Source organism: Streptomyces sp. CB02009 (assembly GCF_001905825.1).
Taxonomy (GTDB): domain Bacteria; phylum Actinomycetota; class Actinomycetes; order Streptomycetales; family Streptomycetaceae; genus Streptomyces.
In genome coordinates, this window is sequence record NZ_LIVV01000006.1 from 483,709 (window position 1) to 500,423 (window position 16,715).

Consider the following 16,715-nt stretch of genomic DNA (forward strand, 5'->3'; position numbering starts at 1 on the left):
CCGGCTCAGCCATTCCTACCGGGTGCCCGTACCTGCTCGGTCCGGTACCTACTCCGCCTGCGCCAGGGCTTCCGGGGCCGTCACGGTCCCGGGGGCCCTGTTCGGCGTCAGGACCGCGTACAGCGTGCCGCCCACGAGCCCCGACAGCACGAAGCTGCAGTCGATCCCGCCCGTCAGGGCCAGCAGTGGTGCCTCGTACATCGGGGTCGACACGGCGGCGAGGCCGACGGCGGCGCCGATCGCCCAGGAGGCGGTGGCGCGCGGGTGCCAGCCCGCCGAGAACCAGTAGATCCCGCCGCGCGAGCGCCGGTTGTAGACCTGGAGCGCCTCCGGGTCGTACGAGCCCCGGCAGCGCACATGGCCGATCAGCGTGATCACCGCCCACGGGGTGCCGATCGCCGTGAGGAGCAGGACGAACGAGGTCATCGCCGACTGGGCGTCCGAGGCGAAGTGCCCGAGGAAGACGAAGCCGGTCGCCACCGCCGCGACCACGAGCGTGGCGCGGGCCCGGGTGGCCCGGGGCAGGATCGCGTCCAGGTCCAGGCCCATCGAGTACAGCATCAGTCCGGCGTTGCCTACGGATCCGGCGGTGGCCGCGACGAGCAGCGGCAGCAGGTACCAGGCGGGCGAGGCGGCGACCAGCGGTCCCGCGTAGTCGAGCCCGCCGCGGGCGGCGAGCGCCGTGAACGTGCCGAAGAGCTGGGGGACCAGCAGTCCGACGACCAGGCCGAGGCAGGTGGCCCGCCACACGGACCGGGAGCTGTGCCGCTCGGGCGAGACGTACCGGGTGTAGTCGCCGAGCAGGGTGATGAAGGCGACCGGTCCGCTGAGGCCCGCCGCCACCGCCGAGAGCAGCCAGGTCGGCCAGAACGAGCCGAGCAGGTACGGGGTGTCCGGCACCGCCGCCGTCGTGAAGTCCCCGGCGTACGCGAGGAGTCCGACGGCCAGGAGCACGGTCATGACGACGGCGAGCGCCTTGCTCAGCTTGAGCAGCAGCCGGTAGCCGTACACCGCGGCGACCGCGGTGCAGGCGGCGAGCAGCGCGTAGACGGCGGCGTGCGTGGCGCCGCCGGTCGGCAGGCCGACCAGCCGGGCGAGCGTCCCCACCATGACGTCTCCGCCGATCCAGAGGGTCAGCGCGGTGTATCCGAGGGAGAGCAGCAGTCCGACCACCGAGCCGACCAGCCGGCCCCGGACGCCGAAGAAGGCGCCGGAGGAGGTGGAGAGGTTGGTGGCGGTACGGAGCGACACGAGGGCCAGCGGGGCGGTGACCGCGACGCCGACGAGGGTGCCGGCGACGACGGAGGTCACCGAGGCCCAGAGCCCGAGCCCGAAGGAGACCGGGAGCCAGCCGAAGACGATCACCCCCAGACAGAGGTTGGACCCGAGCAGGATCGCGACGAGATCCCGGGGGCCGCTGGTGCGTTCGGCCTCGGGGACGGTGTCGACTCCGCGCTGTTCTATCGGCATGGGGACTCCTGGGGGACGGGAGCGGTGGCTGTGGCGGGGACTTTTAGAGTGACGCTCAATGTGACCTCAGCCTGTACCCCACGTCAATGCTTGGAAGAAAGCCTCTCAACATTTAGAGTGGCACTCAAACAGGGGGTGCTCCCACGCCTCGACTCCTACCGTTCCGCGCGTTCCTCCAGCTCCTAGGACCTGACACCATGACCTACCGCATGCCCGCCGAGTGGACGCCGCACGAGCGCACCTGGATGGCCTGGCCCAGCCCCAACCCCACCTTCACCAACCCCGACGAGCTGGCCGAGGCCCGCGCGGCCTGGGCGTCCGTGGCCCGCGCCGTACGCCGCTTCGAGCCCGTCACGCTGGTGGTGGCGCCCGGCGACACCGAGTCGGCCCGCGCCCTCGTCGGTGCGGACGTCGACCTGGTCGAGCGCGACCTCGACGACGCCTGGATGCGGGACATCGGCCCGACCTTCGTCACCGACGGCACCGAACTGGCCGCCGTGGACTGGGTGTTCAACGGCTGGGGCGGCCAGGACTGGGCCCGCTGGGAGCACGACTCGAAGATCGCCCGCCATGTCGCCGACGCGGCGGGCGTCCCCGTCCTCTCCTCGCCCCTGGTGAACGAGGGCGGCGCGATCCACGTCGACGGCGAGGGCACGGTCCTGCTGACCGACACCGTCCAGCTCGGCGCCGGCCGCAACCCCGGCTGGACCCGCGAGCAGGTCGAGGCGGAGATCCACGCCAAGCTCGGCACGACGAAGGCGATCTGGCTCCCGCACGGCCTCAGCGGCGACTACGGCCTCTACGGCACCCAGGGCCACGTCGACATCGTCGCGGCCTTCGCCCGCCCCGGCACGGTCCTCGTCCACAGTCAGCAGGACCCGGCCCACCCCGACTACGAGCGCTCCCGGATGTACGTGAACATCCTGCGCGGCCAGACCGACGCCCAGGGCCGCCCCCTGGAGGTCGTCGAGATCCCGGCCCCGACCGTCCTCAAGGACGAGGAGGGCGACTGGGTCGACTACTCGTACATCAACCACTACCTGTGCAACGACGGCGTGGTCCTCTGCGCCTTCGACGACCCGCACGACGAACTGGCGGCCGAGATCTTCCGCCGCCTCTTCCCGGAACGCGAGGTCGTACTGGTCGACGCGCGCACGATCTTCGCAGGTGGGGGCGGCATCCACTGCATCACCCAGCAGCAGCCGCGGGTCTGAGGCGGGGAGGGGATGAGGTAGAACGTACGAGTGACCCGTATGGACCCCTCCGACCCCTCCCGCCCCACCGGCGCCGCCGCCCCGGCCGCCCCGACGCGCCGGCGCAACCAGGCCGCCCCTCCCCGTGAGGAGCTGCTCGCCGCGGCCATGGGCACCATTGCCGAGCGCGGGCTCGACGGGCTGACCATGGCCGGGCTCGGGCGGCAGGTCGGGATGAGCAGCGGGCACCTCCTCTACTACTTCCGCACCAAGGACGAGCTGCTGCTGCAGACCCTGGAGTGGAGCGAGGGGCGCCTCGGCGCCCGGCGGAGCGCACTGCTCTCCCGGCCGGGGACCGCGCGCGAGCGGCTCGACGGGTACGTCGACGTGTACGTGCCCGAAGGGCCGCGCGATCCGCACTGGATCCTGTGGCTGGAGGTCTGGAACCGCTCGCAGAACGCCGACGCCGACGCCCGGATCCGCCAGGCCGCCATCGAGGGCGCCTGGCACCGGGACCTGGTCGCGATCCTGGCCGAGGGCGTCTCGCGCGGGGAGTTCCGCGCCGTCGACCCGGACCGCTTCGCCACCCGTACGAGGGCACTCCTGGACGGCTTCAGCGTGCACGTCGCGGTGGGTGTGCCGGGCACCGGACGTGAGCAAGTCCTGGCACACGTGGGCGAGTTCATCGAGCAGGACCTGCTGGCGCGACCGTAGCCGCAGGGGCGCGGGTCCCGGCGCCGGTTCCGCGCCTGCCGTGGTGCCGGTTCCGTGCGGGCCGCCGTGCCGGTTCCGCGCCGCCGCGCGCCGTGACCGCAACGCACGTAAGTACACGGGATCGTTGCCCGCTACACCCTTGTTGCCCCGGCACCACCTCCGGCACGGTTCCGGTCCATGGGACGAGAGCACTGGAAGAAGATCTGGGTCGGCTCCGCCGGCAACATGGTCGAGTGGTTCGACTGGTTCGTGTACGCGAGCTTCGCCACCTACTTCGCGGGGGCCTTCTTCCCCGAGGGCAACGACACCGCCAAACTCATGAACACCGCCGGCATCTTCGCCGTCGGCTTCTTCATGCGGCCCGTCGGCGGCTGGCTCCTCGGCCGGGTCGGCGACCGCAAGGGCCGCAAGGCGGCCCTCACCCTGACCGTCACCCTGATGTCCGCCTCCGCGCTCCTCATCGCGGTCGCGCCCACCTACTCCGTCGCCGGATACGGCGGCGCCGCCGTCCTCCTGGTCGCCCGCCTCCTCCAGGGGCTCTCCGTCGGCGGCGAGTACGCCGCGAGCGCCACCTACCTCACCGAGGCGTCGGCCCCGGAGCACCGCGGCTTCGCCTCCAGCTTCCAGTACGTGTCGATGACCGCCGGCCAGATCCTCGGACTCGGCCTGCTGCTCGTCCTCCAGCACACCCTGTCCGCCGAGGCCCTGCACAGCTGGGGCTGGCGCATCCCGTTCGTCATCGGCGCCCTCGGCGCGGCCGTCGTCTTCTACCTGCGCCGCACGATGCTGGAGACGGAGGTGTACGAGACCACCGCGGACGACGGGGTCGCGAGCGAGCAGAAGGGCACCCTCAAGGCCCTGTGGGCGCACCGGCGCGAGGCCTTCCTCGTCGTCGCCCTCACCATGGGCGGCACCGTGGCGTACTACACGTACACCACCTACCTCACCAAGTACCTCTCCAACTCCGCCGGCCTCCCCAAGCAGACCGCGACCCTGGTCTCCTTCTGCGCCCTCATCGTCTTCGCCTGCCTCCAGCCGCTGGCCGGCCGGCTCTCCGACCGCATCGGCCGCCGCCCGCTCCTGATCACCTTCGCGGTCGGCTCCACCCTCCTCACCGTGCCGATCCTGACGATGCTCAAGCACGCGGGCTCCTTCTGGCCCGCCCTCGGGCTCTCCCTGCTGGCGCTCGTCGTCGTCACCGGCTACACCTCCATCAACGCCTGCGTGAAGGCCGAGCTCTTCCCCACCGGCATCCGCGCGCTCGGCGTCGCCCTGCCGTACGCCGTCGCCAACGCGCTCTTCGGCGGCACCGCCGAGTACGTGGCCCTCTGGTTCAAGGACGCGGGCGTCGAGTCGGGCTTCTACTGGTACGTGGCGGGCTGCGCGGCCGTCTCCCTGGTCGTCTACCTCATGATGCGGGAGACCAGGGACATCGACCTGGGCCGCGTCGGGACGGACGGCGCCGGGGTTTCCGGCGAGAAGCGCGGGCAGGCGGGCGGCTCGCCGGAGCGGCTGCCGGTGGCGTGAACGCGGGGGCGACGGGTCTCCCGAACGGCTGCCGGTGGCGTGAACGCGGGGGCGGAAGGCCACCCGAACGGCTGCCCGTATCGTGAGACCCCCGTCCCGCCGGGCCGCCACCTGTGTCAGACTTCCGGCGTGCTTGCTACCACGATGATTATCGGCAGCAGCGCGCCGGTCCGCAGTGGCCACTGAATCGCGGCACGACCCCCGCGGCAGTGGACACCGTGCCCCAGACCCGCGCGCAGACCTCTCGCACCCGCGAGGGGTTTTTTCGTTTTCCGGCCCCACCCACGCCGGAAGCGGACGCCGCGTGAGAATGGGGGCAAGTGGATCCAGACCTTCCGGAGCCACATCCGACAGGAGCCATCACAGTCATGACCACGGAGAACGCCGAGAGCCAGCGCCTCGACGACAGCTTCCATGTCTTCGACACGACGCTGCGCGACGGGGCGCAGCGTGAAGGCATCAACCTCACCGTCGCGGACAAGCTGACCATCGCCCGGCACCTCGACGAGTTCGGCGTGGGCTTCATCGAGGGCGGCTGGCCCGGGGCCAACCCGCGCGACACGGAGTTCTTCGCCCGCGCCCGCCAGGAGATCGCGTTCAAGAACGCGCAGCTCGTCGCCTTCGGCGCCACCCGCAGACCGGGCGGCGACGCCGCCGTCGACCCGCAGGTCAGGGCCCTCCTCGACTCCGGCGCCCCGGTCGTCACGCTCGTCGCCAAGTCGCACGACCGGCACGTCGAGCTCGCACTGCGCACCACCCTCGAAGAGAACCTGGAGATGGTCCGCGACACCGTCTCCCACCTGGTCTCCCAGGGCCGCCGCGTCTTCGTCGACTGCGAGCACTTCTTCGACGGCTACAAGGCCAACCCCGACTACGCCAAGGCCGTCGTCCGCGCCGCGTCCGAGGCCGGCGCCGACGTCGTCATCCTCTGCGACACCAACGGCGGCATGCTCCCCGCCCAGATCCAGGCCGTCGTCGCCACCGTCCTCGCCGACACCGGCGCCCGCCTCGGCATCCACGCCCAGGACGACACCGGCTGCGCCGTCGCCAACACCCTGGCCGCCGTCGACGCCGGAGCCACCCACGTCCAGTGCACCGCCAACGGCTACGGCGAGCGGGTCGGCAACGCCAACCTCTTCCCCGTGGTCGCCGCCCTGGAGCTCAAGTACGGCAAGAAGGTGCTGCCCGACGGCGCCCTCGCCGAGATGACCCGGATCTCGCACGCCATCGCCGAGGTCGTCAACCTCACCCCCTCCACCCACCAGCCCTACGTCGGCGTCTCCGCCTTCGCGCACAAGGCCGGGCTCCACGCCTCCGCGATCAAGGTCGACCCCGACCTCTACCAGCACATCGACCCCGAGCTGGTCGGCAACACCATGCGGATGCTGGTCTCCGACATGGCCGGCCGGGCCTCCATCGAGCTCAAGGGCAAGGAGCTCGGCGTCGACCTGGGCGACGACCGCGCGCTCGTGGCCCGGGTCGTCGAGCGGGTCAAGGAGCGCGAGCTCCAGGGCTACACCTACGAGGCCGCCGACGCCTCCTTCGAGCTGCTCCTCCGGGAGGAGGCCGAGGGCCGCGCCCGCCGCTACTTCCGTACGGAGTCCTGGCGCGCGATCGTCGAGGACCGCCCCGACGGCACCCACGCCAACGAGGCCACGGTGAAGCTCTGGGCCAAGGGCGAGCGAATCGTCGCCACCGCCGAGGGCAACGGCCCCGTCAACGCCCTCGACCGCGCGATGCGCCTCGCCCTGGAGCGGATCTACCCGCAGCTCGCCAAGTTCGAGCTGGTCGACTACAAGGTCCGCATCCTGGAGGGCCGCCACGGCACCGAGTCCACCACCCGCGTCCTGATCACCACCAGCGACGGCAACGGCGAGTGGTCGACGGTCGGCGTCGGCGAGAACGTCATCGCCGCCTCCTGGCAGGCCCTGGAGGACGCCTTCACGTACGGAGTGCTGCGCGCCGGGATCGACCCCGCCGAGTAGCCCTCTATGTCTTGTTTGTCGTGCTTCGGGTAGCGTCGAACCATGAGGACCAGGCCGCTTTCCCTCCTGTCGGCCCTCGCCGGGCTGATGATGCTGCTGCTCCTGGCCCTGGCCCCCTCCGCGGGCGCCAGGGCCACGGGGATCCCCGACGCGGCCGCCGCCCTGAAACAGGGCCCGGTGTACGTCGACCCGGGCGCCGCCGACCAGCTGTCGAAGTCCGAGGCGGACGCCCTCGCCCAGAGGATCAAGGACGCGGACAAGCCCCTGTTCGTGGCGGTCCTGCCCGCGAACGCGCAGTTCCCGCCGAAGGACCTGCTGGCGAACCTGCGGACCCAGACCGGCATCACCGGCCTGTACGCGGTCCGCCTCGGCGACGGCTTCGACGCGGGCGCCGACCGCGCCGTCATGTCCGAGCAGGCCGTACGGAACCTCGTGACCTCCGTACGCCAGCCGGGCGTCGACGCGGCCACCGAACTCGACAACTTCGTCGACCAGGCCCTGCCCACCCTGCGCGGCTCCGCCCCCGCGGGCTGGGGCTCCGTCGGCACCGACGACGGCGTGCCCGTCGCCGGCCTGGTGATCCTCGGCGCCGTGGTCGCCGCCGGAGGCGCGGGCGCCTACACGGTCGTCCGCCGCAACCGGCTCCGCAAGGAGGCCGAGGAGCGCGCCGCCCTCGACAAGCTCAGGGTCGTCGTCGACGAGGACATCACCGCCTTCGGCGAGGAACTCGAACGCCTCGACTTCCACCCCGCGGAGGCCGGCGCCGACGACGCCATGCGCGGCGACTACGAACGCTCCCTCGACGCGTACGACAAGGCGAAGTCCCTGATGGCCTCCGCCGGCCGGCCCCATGACGTCCGCGCGGTCACCGAGGCCCTGGAAGACGGCCGCTACTCGCTCGCCGTCCTGGCCGCCCGCCGCGAGTCCCGGCCGCTCCCCGAGCGCCGCGCCCCCTGCTTCTTCGACCCGCGCCACGGCCCCTCCACCGAGGACCGCACCTGGACCCCGGCCGGCGGCACCGCCCGCCAGGTCCCGGTGTGCGCCGCCGACGCGTCCCGCCTCGACGACGGCCTGGACCCGATGGCCCGCACGGTCGACGCGGACGGCGTCCGCCGCCCCTACTGGGAGGCGGGCCCGGCTTACGGCCCCTGGGCCGGCGGCTACTTCGGCGGCGGCCTCCTCCCCGGCCTCCTGATGGGCACCGTCCTCGGCTCGATGCTCTCCACCCCGGCCTACGCGGCCGAGTACGGCGGCGGAGACTTCCAGGGCGGCGACTTCTCGGGCGCCGACTTCGACTCCGGCGACTTCGGCGGCAGCGGCTTCGGCGACGGAGGCGGCGGCTTCGGAGGCGGCGACTTCGGCGGGGGCGGCGACTTCGGCGGCGGGGGCGGGTTCTAGCCCGGGGTCCGGCGGGGCCTCGGGCCGGGCAGCGGTCCGGCGGGGCCTCAGACCAGCGGCTTCACCGACATCAGCAGGTGGCGGTGGGTCGGGTTCGGGCCGTCGGTGAGGAGGGCTCGCTGGCCCGGGCCCAGGAGGTGGAAGTGGACCTCCGGGGTGTCCAGGGTGTTCAGGGCGTCCAGGAGGTAGCCGGGATTGAAGGCGACCGTGAGGGTGTCCGGGCCCGTGAGGGTGGCCGGGAGGTGCTGGGAGGCCACGTCGTCCTCGTAGCCCGCCTGGAGGTGGATCGACGTGGGGGTGAAGGTCAGCTGGACCGGGCCGTCGCCCTCGGCGACGACCGCGACCCGCTTCACGGCCTCGGTCAGCGGGGTCCGGTCGGTGGCGGCCAGGGCGTGGTCGCCGAGGGCGAAGAGCTTGTCGTGGCGGGGGAGGCGGCCGTCCAGGAGACGCGTGGTGGTGCGCAGGCCGTCGCTCTCGAAGCCGATCGAGCCGCCGTCCAGGGCGAGCCGGGCCGGGCCCGCGCCCGCCAGGGAGCGGGCGATCTCGGTGAGCCGCCGGGCCGGGACGACCACGTCGGCCGGTCCGCCGCCGTCCGCCTCCGGCTTCCACTCCAGGGTCCGGACCGCGTAGCGGTAGCGGTCGGTGGCCGCGAGCGTCATGGCCGTGCCGTCCAGCGCGAGCCGTATCCCGGTGAGGACCGGCAGCGAGTCGTCCCGGCCCGCGGCCACGGCCACCTGGCCGACCGCCGCGGCGAAGGCGCCCCCGTCCACCAGGCCGCGGACCTCGGGCAGCGCGGGCGGCGCCGGGTAGTCGTCCAGCGGCAGCAGGGAGAGGCCGAAGCGGGCGTCGCCCGAGGTGACCGAGAGCCGGGCGCCCTCCACGGAGAGCTCCGTGAGGCCCCGGGGGAGCACCTTGCAGATGTCGAGCAGCCGGCGGCCCAGGACCAGGGCCCGGCCCTCGACGTCCGTGTCGGCCTCGACCTCGACCCGCGCCGAGGCCTCGTGGTCGAGGCCGGAGACCCGCAGACGGCCGTCCGCCGCCTCCAGGAGCAGACCGCCGAGGACGGGCATGGGGGAGCGGGCCGGCAGGACGCGCGCGGCCCAGGCCACGGCATCGGTCAACACGCCGCTGTCGATACGGAATTCCATGCCGCCGACGCTAGACGCCACCACTGACAACGCCGTCGACCCGCGGGGGCGGCCGTCCCCGGGTGCCTCGGGAAGGGAACCGCTCCCTCGGTCGTTGCAGTCGTCTGGCAGGTCGTCGACGTTCAGGGGCAGTGAAGCGATGAGTGACGGTCAGGCGCAGGTCCAGGGGCAGGCCCCGGTGCGGGTCCACGGCACGGTGGAGCCAGGATTCGAGTCCGTACGCGAGGAGTTCGCCACCGTCGTGGCGAACGAGGCGCGCGACGGCGGAGCCCAGCTCGCCGTCCATCACCACGGCCGGCTCGTCGTGGACCTCTGGGGCGGCGACGGGGTCGACGGGGACTCGCTCCTCGGCCTCTACTCCTCGTCCAAGGGTGCGATGGCCCTGGTCACCGCCCTGCTCGTGCAGGACGGTGTGCTCGATCTCGACCGCGAAGTCGCCTCCTGGTGGCCCGAGTTCGCCGCCGAGGGCAAGGAGGGGCTGACCCTGCGGGAGCTGCTCGCCCACCGGTCCGGCGTGATCGGCGCCGACGACGGCCTCAGCGCCGAGGAACTCGCCGACGACCGGGCCGTCGCCGCACGGCTCGCGGGCCAGCGCCCCTTCTGGAAGCCCGGCACCGCCCACGGCTACCACGCCCTCGTGATCGGCCCGCTCGTCGGAGAGGTCGTCGTGCGGGCCACCGGCCGGACGATCCAGGAACTGTTCGAGGAGCGGGTCCGCGCCCCGTACGGGCTCGACTACTACCTGGGCCTGCCCGAGGCGCTGGAACCCCGCTTCCGTACGGCCCTGCCGATGCGGCCGACACCCGCCGAGCAGGCCCTCCTCGCGGAGAACCCGATCGCCCCGGACAGCCTCATGGCCGTCGCGTTCAACTTCCACGCGGACCCGCCGTTCGACATCGTCGGATACGCCAACTCCCGTACCGTGCGGGCCCGGGCGCCGATCTCCGGCGGCGGCGTCGGCTCCGCGCGCGGCCTGTCGCGGATGTACGCGGCGGTCGCCGGCGAGCTCGACGGCCGCGCCCCGCTCCTGAAGCCGGACATCCTGGCCGAGGTCTCCCGGATCCACTCCTCGGGCCAGGACCTGGTGACCGGCTCGACCAACGCCTTCGGCCTCGGCTTCGTCCCGCTGGCCACCCGCCACCCGGCGCTCAGCCCGCTCGCCGTCGGCCACAGCGGAGCCCCCGGCTCCCAGGCCTTCGCCGACCCGGCCACCGGCCTCGCCTACAGCTACGCCCGCCGCCGCTTCGGCTTCGCCGCAGGCCCCGGCGCCGCCGAGAACGACCGCCTGATCCCGGCGGTGGTCGCCGCGGCCGCGCGCCGGGACGGCTCCTCCGGCCCGGCCGGAGGAGCCGTTTGACATGATCGCCCGATGCATCGAGAGGACGACCCCTCGGACCACGTGAAGCGGCTCGGCCGCGCGGCGGAGTCCGGCGACACGACACTCGTCGCGGAGCTCCTCGCAACGCCGAGCGCCCGCCTTCCGCTGCTGCGGAGGGCGGGCGCGCTCGTGTGACGTCGGGGGCGGGGCGGGGGCGGGCTCGGGCTTGGGCCAGGGGGGTCCAGGCTCAGGCCCCGTCTCAGGCCCCGGGGCTCGGGATCAGGCGGCGTTCTTGATCGCGGAGATGTCGAAGTTCAGCTTGACCTTGTCGCTGACCATCACGCCACCGGTCTCCAGGGCCGCGTTCCAGGTCAGGCCCCAGTCGGAGCGCAGGATCTCGGCGGAGCCCTCGAAGCCGACGCGCTCGTTGCCGTACACGTCCGTCGCGGAGCCGTTGAACTCCAGGTCGATCGCGAGCGGCTTCGTGACGTCCTTGATGGTCAGGTCGCCGGTGATCCGGTACTTGTCGCCGCCCAGCTGCTGGGCGTGCAGGGAGCGGAACGTCATGAGGGGGAACTGCTCGGCGTCGAAGAAGTCGCCGCTGCGCAGGTGGCCGTCGCGGTCGGCGATGCCCGTGTCGATCGAGGCGATCCTGACGTCGATCGAGGCGGTGGAGGCGTCCGGGTTCGTGCCGTCCAGCTTCAGGACGCCCTCGTGCTCGGCGAAGGTGCCGCGGACGTTGGTGACCATGGCGTGACGGACGGTGAAGCCGATGCTGCTGTGCGCCGGGTCGATGGCGTAGTCGCCGGTCAGGGCGGTCAGGGCCGGGTCCACGGGGAGGGTGGCGACGGCGACGGCGGACTCGGTGCTCTTGCGGTTGAAGATACCCATGACTGACAGCTCCTTGATCGGGACGTGTGCTGAGCGGTTCTTGTTGAACCTTCAACGAGAATGACTGTAGACGCATTCCGTTCAACTTTCAACATCTCTGCGAGATGTTCACCCGGACGGCGCCACCAGGGCCCCGACGCCCTCTGGCGGACGCGCGTAGAACTGCGGCACCATCTCCCTGCGCGCAGCGCGCCAGAGCACCAGAGCACCACCTGCACCACCGTCCCCACCGCCACGGTCATCAGCAGGAGGCACCCCATGAAGCTCCGCTCCGTCCTCACCGCCCTCGCCCTCGTCCTCGGCGCGCTCTTCGCGCCGGGTGTCGGCGTCCTCACCGCCGCGGGCCAGGCCCACGCCGTCACGAAGATCAGCCACGCCACCGCGACCTCGATGTTCCGGTCCTCCGGGATCACCTGGTCCTCGTCCGGCGGCTGCTCCAACCGCAACGTCGCCACGTGCACGTCCTTCGACCAGCTCAACCTGGCCACCGCCCAGGGGGCCCAGACCCTGAGGAGCGCCAGCGGCTGCGCCCTCAACATCACCGGCGGCACCGAGACCGGCCACGCGAGCGGCACGTACTCCCACTGGAACGGCTACAAGCTCGACTTCGGCAAGGCCACCTGCCTCACCAACTACGTGAAGAACACGTTCACGTACATCGGCGTCCGCGGTGACGGCGCCCCGCAGTGGAAGTCCGGCGCGGGCAACGTCTACGCCGACGAGGGCAACCACTGGGACGTGACCTTCTACAACTGCGGCGGCTGCTGACCGGCGGTTCCGGCCCGAAAGAGCCCTCTTCGGCGGTCACTTGGACTAACCGAAGGGGGTTCTTGGACTGGAGGGCCCCACGCGGCGCGATCTCGTTGACGGTGCCGCCGGGGCGGGGCCAACTAGAGCGCATGTCCCTCCCCCCTTCGCGAAGAATCCGTGCGGCCTGTGCGCTCGCCGTCGCTTCCTCCGCCGTGTTCGCCCTGGCCGGGCCCGCCCTGGCCGAGGGAGCCACGGCCGGGGGCACGGCAGCCGTCCCCGCGGCCGCCGACGCGGCGGCAGCCGGCACCCCCGCATCAGGCAGCCCCGCATCAGGCGCCGCAGCCGCCGACGGCCCCGTCATCGCCTCCCGCCAGCTCTCCGTGGCCGTCGCCGAGGACTTCCCCCGCGTCCTCTCGTACACCGACCGCGCGAGCGGCGCCCGGCTCCTCGGCAGTACGGCCCCGGTCACGCAGATCGTCCTCAACGGCACCGCCCATGACGTCCGGGCCAAGGGCGCCCCCGTCCTGACCGGGTCCTCCGCCGCGTACACCCTGGCCTTCCCCGACCTGCCCGGCGTCGAGATCGACGCGCGGATCGGCGTCGACGGGCGGACCACCACGTTCCGGGTGACCGCCGTTCGCGACACCGAGGGCTTCCGGGTCGGCACCCTCGACATACCGGGCCACGACCTGGTCTCCGTCGGCTCCTCGGACGCCGGCGCCGCGACCGCCTTCACCCGGCTCGACCCGGACTCCACCCGTACCGCCGACGTCTTCGCCCAGGTCACCGACGCGACCGCCGCCGAGACCACCCCGGTGGGCGCGAGCTACGCGATCGTCAGCACCGGGCGGCTCGCCGCGGCCGTCGAGTCCAACTCCAGCTACGACAAGCCCACCGGGGCCTCCGCCCGGGACGGCGCCCGCTTCTGGCACCAGGCCCGCAAGCAGGCCACCGCCACCGGCACCGAGACCCGCGTCGGCGTCTGGTCCGGCCAGTGGACCTACCGCGGCGAGGGCGCCCCGAAGCCGGCGAGCGGCGACGGCCTGCCCTGGGCCAAGGTCGTCGTGACCCCCGACGCCAACGCCGACGGCACCACCGACTGGCAGGACGGCGCCGTCGCCTTCCGGACGATCGGGATCAAGGCCCCCGGCAGCGAGGACACCCCCGACCGGGTCGTCGCCCACATTCCGTTCAACTTCGCCTCGCAGGCCACCCACCCCTTCCTGCGCACCCTCGACGACGTCAAGCGGATCTCGCTGTCCACCGACGGACTCGGCCAGTTCGCGCTGCTCAAGGGGTACGGCTCCGAGGGCCACGACTCCGCCCACCCCGACTACGGCGGCAACTACAACAAGCGGGCCGGCGGCCTCACGGACCTCAACGTCCTCCTCGAGGAGGGCCGGAAGTGGGGCGCGGACTTCGGCGTCCACGTCAACGCCACCGAGTCGTACCCCGAGGCGAAGAACTTCAGCGAGACCCTCGTCGACAAGACGAAGCCCGGCTGGAACTGGCTCAACCAGAGCTACTACATCGACCAGCGCCGCGACATCAACAGCGGCGACCTCGCCCGCCGCTTCCAGCAGCTGCGCGACGAGACCGACCGCAACCTCTCCACCCTCTACATCGACGTCTACTACACCCACGGCTGGATCGCCGACGAGACGATGAGGGCCGTCCAGGCGCAGGGCTGGAACGTCGCCACCGAGTGGTCCGAGAAGTTCGAGCGCGCCTCCCTCTGGTCCCACTGGGCCAACGACCTCGACTACGGCGGCGCCACCAACAAGGGCCTCAACTCGCAGATCGTCCGCTTCATCCGCAACGGCGAGAAGGACGTCTGGAACAACCACCCGGTCCTCGGCCAGACCGCCCTCGTCGACTTCGAGGGCTGGACCGGCGAGACCGACTGGAGCGACTTCACCGCCAACATCTGGCAGCGGAACCTCCCCGCCAAGTACCTCCAGCAGCAGCGGATCACCCGCTGGAACGGCAACGACATCACCTTCACCGGCGGGGTCCGCGGCACCGTCGAGGACGGCCGCCGCACCTTCTACGAGGACGGCCGCAAGGTCCTCGACGGCGAGAACTACCTGCTCCCCTGGTCCGACGGGAAGGGCCGCGGCGAGAAGCTCTACCACTACAACAAGGCGGGCGGCACCACCAGTTGGGCCGTCCCGGCCGGCGCCCGCTCGTACACGGTGTACAAGCTCACCGACAACGGCCGGGTGAAGACCGCCACCGTGCGTCCCGTCGGCGGGCGGATCACCCTCGACGCCGTCGCCGGACAGCCCTACGTCCTCCACCCCGACCGCGCCCCCGCGCAGCCCGCCCCGAAGTGGGGCCAGGGCACCCCGGTGAAGGACCCCGGCTTCAACGACGCGAAGCTCGGCTCCTGGACCAGGACCGGCACCGTCGCCCGCGACACCGACGAGCAGGGCCGCAACAGCGCGAAGCTCTCCGGCACGGCCCCCGCCTCGGTCGGCCAGCGGATCACCGGCCTCACCCCGGGCGAGCGGTACACCGCCTCCGCCCTGATCGAGGTCCAGCCCGGCGCCACCCGCCCCACCACCCTCTCGGTCGCCGGACGGTCCGTCACCGTCGAACGGTCCTCGCTGCAGGACCGGGTCGCCGCCTCCGACTGGAACGGCACCCGCTTCCAGCGCGCCAAGGTCACCTTCACCGCCCCGCGCCACGGCGGCACCGAGCTGAGCGTCCGGGCCGCGAGCGGCAGCGCCGCCACCGTCCGGATCGACGACGTCCGGATCGTCGCCAACGACCCCGCCACCCGGCCCGGGACCGTGGTGTACGAGGACTTCGAAGCCGTCGACCAGGGCTGGGGCCCCTTCCTCAAGGGCGACGCCGGCGGTACGACCGACCCGCGGACCCACATCGCCCAGCTCCACGCCCCCTACACCCAGGCCGGCTGGAACGGGAAGCTGATCGACGACGTGATCGGCGGCGCCGAGTCCCTCAAGTCCCACGACGAGAACAGCGGACTCGTCTACCGGACGGCGCCCTGGACCGTCCCCATGAAGGACGGCCACACCTACCGCGTCGCGTACGACTACCGGTCGAGCCACGCGGGCGCGTACGAGTGGATCACCGGCTACGACCGGGCGAACGGGACCTCCGTGGAGACCCGCCGCACCCCGATCGGACAGCAGCGGGACAGCGGGCACTTCTCCGAGACGGTCACCGCCGGCTGCGGCGACACCTGGACCGGGCTGCGCAAGCGCGGTGACGCCCCCGACGGCGCCGACTTCGTCCTCGACGCCTTCACCGTCACCGACCTCGGCCCGGCCGCCGAACGCGCCGCCTGCGGCACGCTCGCCGTCACCGCCCCCGAGACGCTGGAGCCCGGCCGCCCGAACCAGGTCACCGCCACCTTCGGCAACGACGAGGCCACCGAGGTCTCCGGCGCCCTGGCCGCGCTCACCCTCCCGGCGGGCTGGACCGCCGAACCGGCCGCGCCCGTCACCCTGGGCGCGGTCGCGCCGGGCGGGAAGGCCACCGCGACCTGGCAGGTGACGCCCCCGGTGGACGCGGCGTACCGGCCGTACACCCTGGACGCCTCCGTCACGTACGCCCTCGGGGGAGGGGAGCGGAAGCTCACCGCCGCCACCACCGTCCGTACGCTGCCCCCGCCGCCCACCGCCGACAGCTGGGCCAGCGATCTCGACTGGACCTCGGCCACCAACGGCTGGGGCCCCGTCGAGCGCGACCTCTCCAACGGTGAGACCGGCACCGGCGACGGCTCCCCGCTGCGCATCGGGGGAGTGACGTACGCCAAGGGCCTGGGCAGCCACGCGCCCGCGAAGGTCCGCTACTACCTGGGCGGCCGCTGCACCTCCCTCACCGCCGAGGTCGGGGTGGACGACGTCCAGACCAGCCGGGGCTCCGTCCAGTTCAGCGTCCTCGCCGACGGCGCCGAGCGGGTGAAGTCCCCGGTCCTCAGGTCCTCGGACGCGGCCTGGCCGCTCACCGCCGACGTGACCGGCGCCACCTGGGTCGATCTGGTGGTCTCCGACAGCGGCGACGGCAACGGCAACGACCACGCGGACTGGGGCGGCGCCCGCTTCCACTGCGGAGGCTGACCCCGGAGACGAGCCACGGGGCCCGCGACCCTTCCGGGGGGCGCGGGCCCCTTCGGCGCCATGGACTACCTTGTGGGCGAAGCGGAGGCGGCGTCGGCCCGACGGATCCGGGCCCACCGAGGTCTATGTTGAACCCCTACAAACACGAGGGGTACCTGGCTGTTGACTCGTGCTGAACAGTTCGTCGTTCTGTCCAGCCCCACCAGGAATCGACACGGGAGACTGTACGG

General features: G+C 72.5%; 12 protein-coding genes. 9 read left to right on the plus strand and 3 right to left on the minus strand.

Going from position 1 to position 16,715, the window contains the following annotated elements; all coding sequences use genetic code 11:
- Positions 1–48 precede the first annotated feature (48 nt).
- Entirely contained in the window at positions 49–1,470 is a 1,422-nt protein-coding gene (locus AMK27_RS25935) for a cytosine permease (RefSeq protein ID WP_073912754.1), read from the minus strand.
- A 197-nt stretch (positions 1,471–1,667) separates the two neighbouring features.
- Here AMK27_RS25935 and AMK27_RS25940 point away from each other — a divergent pair, with 197 nt between their 5' ends.
- From AMK27_RS25940 to AMK27_RS25960, 5 genes are all read left to right on the plus strand, one after another.
- Positions 1,668–2,684: an agmatine deiminase family protein gene (locus tag AMK27_RS25940; RefSeq protein ID WP_073912757.1), complete on the plus strand. Its 1,017-nt coding sequence runs from the start codon at positions 1,668–1,670 to the stop codon at positions 2,682–2,684.
- 39 nt (positions 2,685–2,723) lie between these two features.
- Positions 2,724–3,377, plus strand: coding sequence for a TetR/AcrR family transcriptional regulator (locus AMK27_RS25945; RefSeq protein ID WP_445194873.1), 654 nt, complete (start codon positions 2,724–2,726; stop codon positions 3,375–3,377).
- 177 nt (positions 3,378–3,554) lie between these two features.
- Positions 3,555–4,904 (plus strand): MFS transporter, encoded by a 1,350-nt coding sequence (locus AMK27_RS25950; protein ID WP_073912759.1) that lies wholly within the window; start codon positions 3,555–3,557, stop codon positions 4,902–4,904.
- Positions 4,905–5,272: 368 nt separating this feature from the next.
- Positions 5,273–6,889 carry a citramalate synthase gene (gene cimA, locus AMK27_RS25955; RefSeq protein WP_073912762.1) on the plus strand — a complete coding sequence of 539 codons (1,617 nt, stop codon included), beginning with the start codon at positions 5,273–5,275 and terminating at the stop codon, positions 6,887–6,889.
- A gap of 42 nt (positions 6,890–6,931) precedes the next feature.
- Positions 6,932–8,287, plus strand: coding sequence for a hypothetical protein (locus AMK27_RS25960; RefSeq protein ID WP_073912766.1), 1,356 nt, complete (start codon positions 6,932–6,934; stop codon positions 8,285–8,287).
- Between the two features lie 47 nt (positions 8,288–8,334).
- Here the strand turns inward: AMK27_RS25960 and dnaN are convergent, their stop codons facing one another.
- On the minus strand, positions 8,335–9,435 hold the full coding sequence (gene dnaN, locus AMK27_RS25965) for a DNA polymerase III subunit beta (RefSeq protein WP_073912769.1): 1,101 nt from the start codon (positions 9,433–9,435) through the stop codon (positions 8,335–8,337).
- A gap of 139 nt (positions 9,436–9,574) precedes the next feature.
- Here dnaN and AMK27_RS25970 point away from each other — a divergent pair, with 139 nt between their 5' ends.
- A complete protein-coding gene (locus AMK27_RS25970; RefSeq protein ID WP_073912772.1) occupies positions 9,575–10,792 on the plus strand; it encodes a serine hydrolase domain-containing protein in 1,218 nt (405 codons plus the stop codon).
- A 12-nt stretch (positions 10,793–10,804) separates the two neighbouring features.
- The gene (locus tag AMK27_RS42765) at positions 10,805–10,948 is read left to right on the plus strand and encodes a hypothetical protein (protein ID WP_158076932.1); all 144 of its coding nucleotides are present in this window, start codon (positions 10,805–10,807) and stop codon (positions 10,946–10,948) included.
- 84 nt (positions 10,949–11,032) lie between these two features.
- Here the strand turns inward: AMK27_RS42765 and AMK27_RS25975 are convergent, their stop codons facing one another.
- Positions 11,033–11,644, minus strand: coding sequence for a YceI family protein (locus tag AMK27_RS25975; RefSeq protein WP_073912775.1), 612 nt, complete (start codon positions 11,642–11,644; stop codon positions 11,033–11,035).
- 258 nt (positions 11,645–11,902) lie between these two features.
- Here AMK27_RS25975 and AMK27_RS25980 point away from each other — a divergent pair, with 258 nt between their 5' ends.
- Both AMK27_RS25980 and AMK27_RS25985 read left to right on the plus strand, forming a co-directional pair.
- The gene (locus AMK27_RS25980) at positions 11,903–12,412 is read left to right on the plus strand and encodes a hypothetical protein (RefSeq protein WP_073912778.1); all 510 of its coding nucleotides are present in this window, start codon (positions 11,903–11,905) and stop codon (positions 12,410–12,412) included.
- A 131-nt stretch (positions 12,413–12,543) separates the two neighbouring features.
- Positions 12,544–16,485, plus strand: coding sequence for an endo-alpha-N-acetylgalactosaminidase family protein (locus tag AMK27_RS25985; RefSeq protein ID WP_073912781.1), 3,942 nt, complete (start codon positions 12,544–12,546; stop codon positions 16,483–16,485).
- The last annotated feature ends 230 nt before the right edge of the window (positions 16,486–16,715 follow it).

What these genes read in the sequence shown, in the direction of transcription:
- AMK27_RS25935 (WP_073912754.1), bottom strand. Translation starts at nt 1,470, where the DNA reads ATGCCGATAGAACAGCGCGGAGTCGACACCGTCCCCGAGGCCGAACGC.
- AMK27_RS25940 (WP_073912757.1), top strand. Translation starts at nt 1,668, where the DNA reads ATGACCTACCGCATGCCCGCCGAGTGGACGCCGCACGAGCGCACCTGG.
- AMK27_RS25945 (WP_445194873.1), top strand. Translation starts at nt 2,724, where the DNA reads ATGGACCCCTCCGACCCCTCCCGCCCCACCGGCGCCGCCGCCCCGGCC.
- AMK27_RS25950 (WP_073912759.1), top strand. Translation starts at nt 3,555, where the DNA reads ATGGGACGAGAGCACTGGAAGAAGATCTGGGTCGGCTCCGCCGGCAAC.
- cimA (WP_073912762.1), top strand. Translation starts at nt 5,273, where the DNA reads ATGACCACGGAGAACGCCGAGAGCCAGCGCCTCGACGACAGCTTCCAT.
- AMK27_RS25960 (WP_073912766.1), top strand. Translation starts at nt 6,932, where the DNA reads ATGAGGACCAGGCCGCTTTCCCTCCTGTCGGCCCTCGCCGGGCTGATG.
- dnaN (WP_073912769.1), bottom strand. Translation starts at nt 9,435, where the DNA reads ATGGAATTCCGTATCGACAGCGGCGTGTTGACCGATGCCGTGGCCTGG.
- AMK27_RS25970 (WP_073912772.1), top strand. Translation starts at nt 9,575, where the DNA reads ATGAGTGACGGTCAGGCGCAGGTCCAGGGGCAGGCCCCGGTGCGGGTC.
- AMK27_RS42765 (WP_158076932.1), top strand. Translation starts at nt 10,805, where the DNA reads ATGCATCGAGAGGACGACCCCTCGGACCACGTGAAGCGGCTCGGCCGC.
- AMK27_RS25975 (WP_073912775.1), bottom strand. Translation starts at nt 11,644, where the DNA reads ATGGGTATCTTCAACCGCAAGAGCACCGAGTCCGCCGTCGCCGTCGCC.
- AMK27_RS25980 (WP_073912778.1), top strand. Translation starts at nt 11,903, where the DNA reads ATGAAGCTCCGCTCCGTCCTCACCGCCCTCGCCCTCGTCCTCGGCGCG.
- AMK27_RS25985 (WP_073912781.1), top strand. Translation starts at nt 12,544, where the DNA reads ATGTCCCTCCCCCCTTCGCGAAGAATCCGTGCGGCCTGTGCGCTCGCC.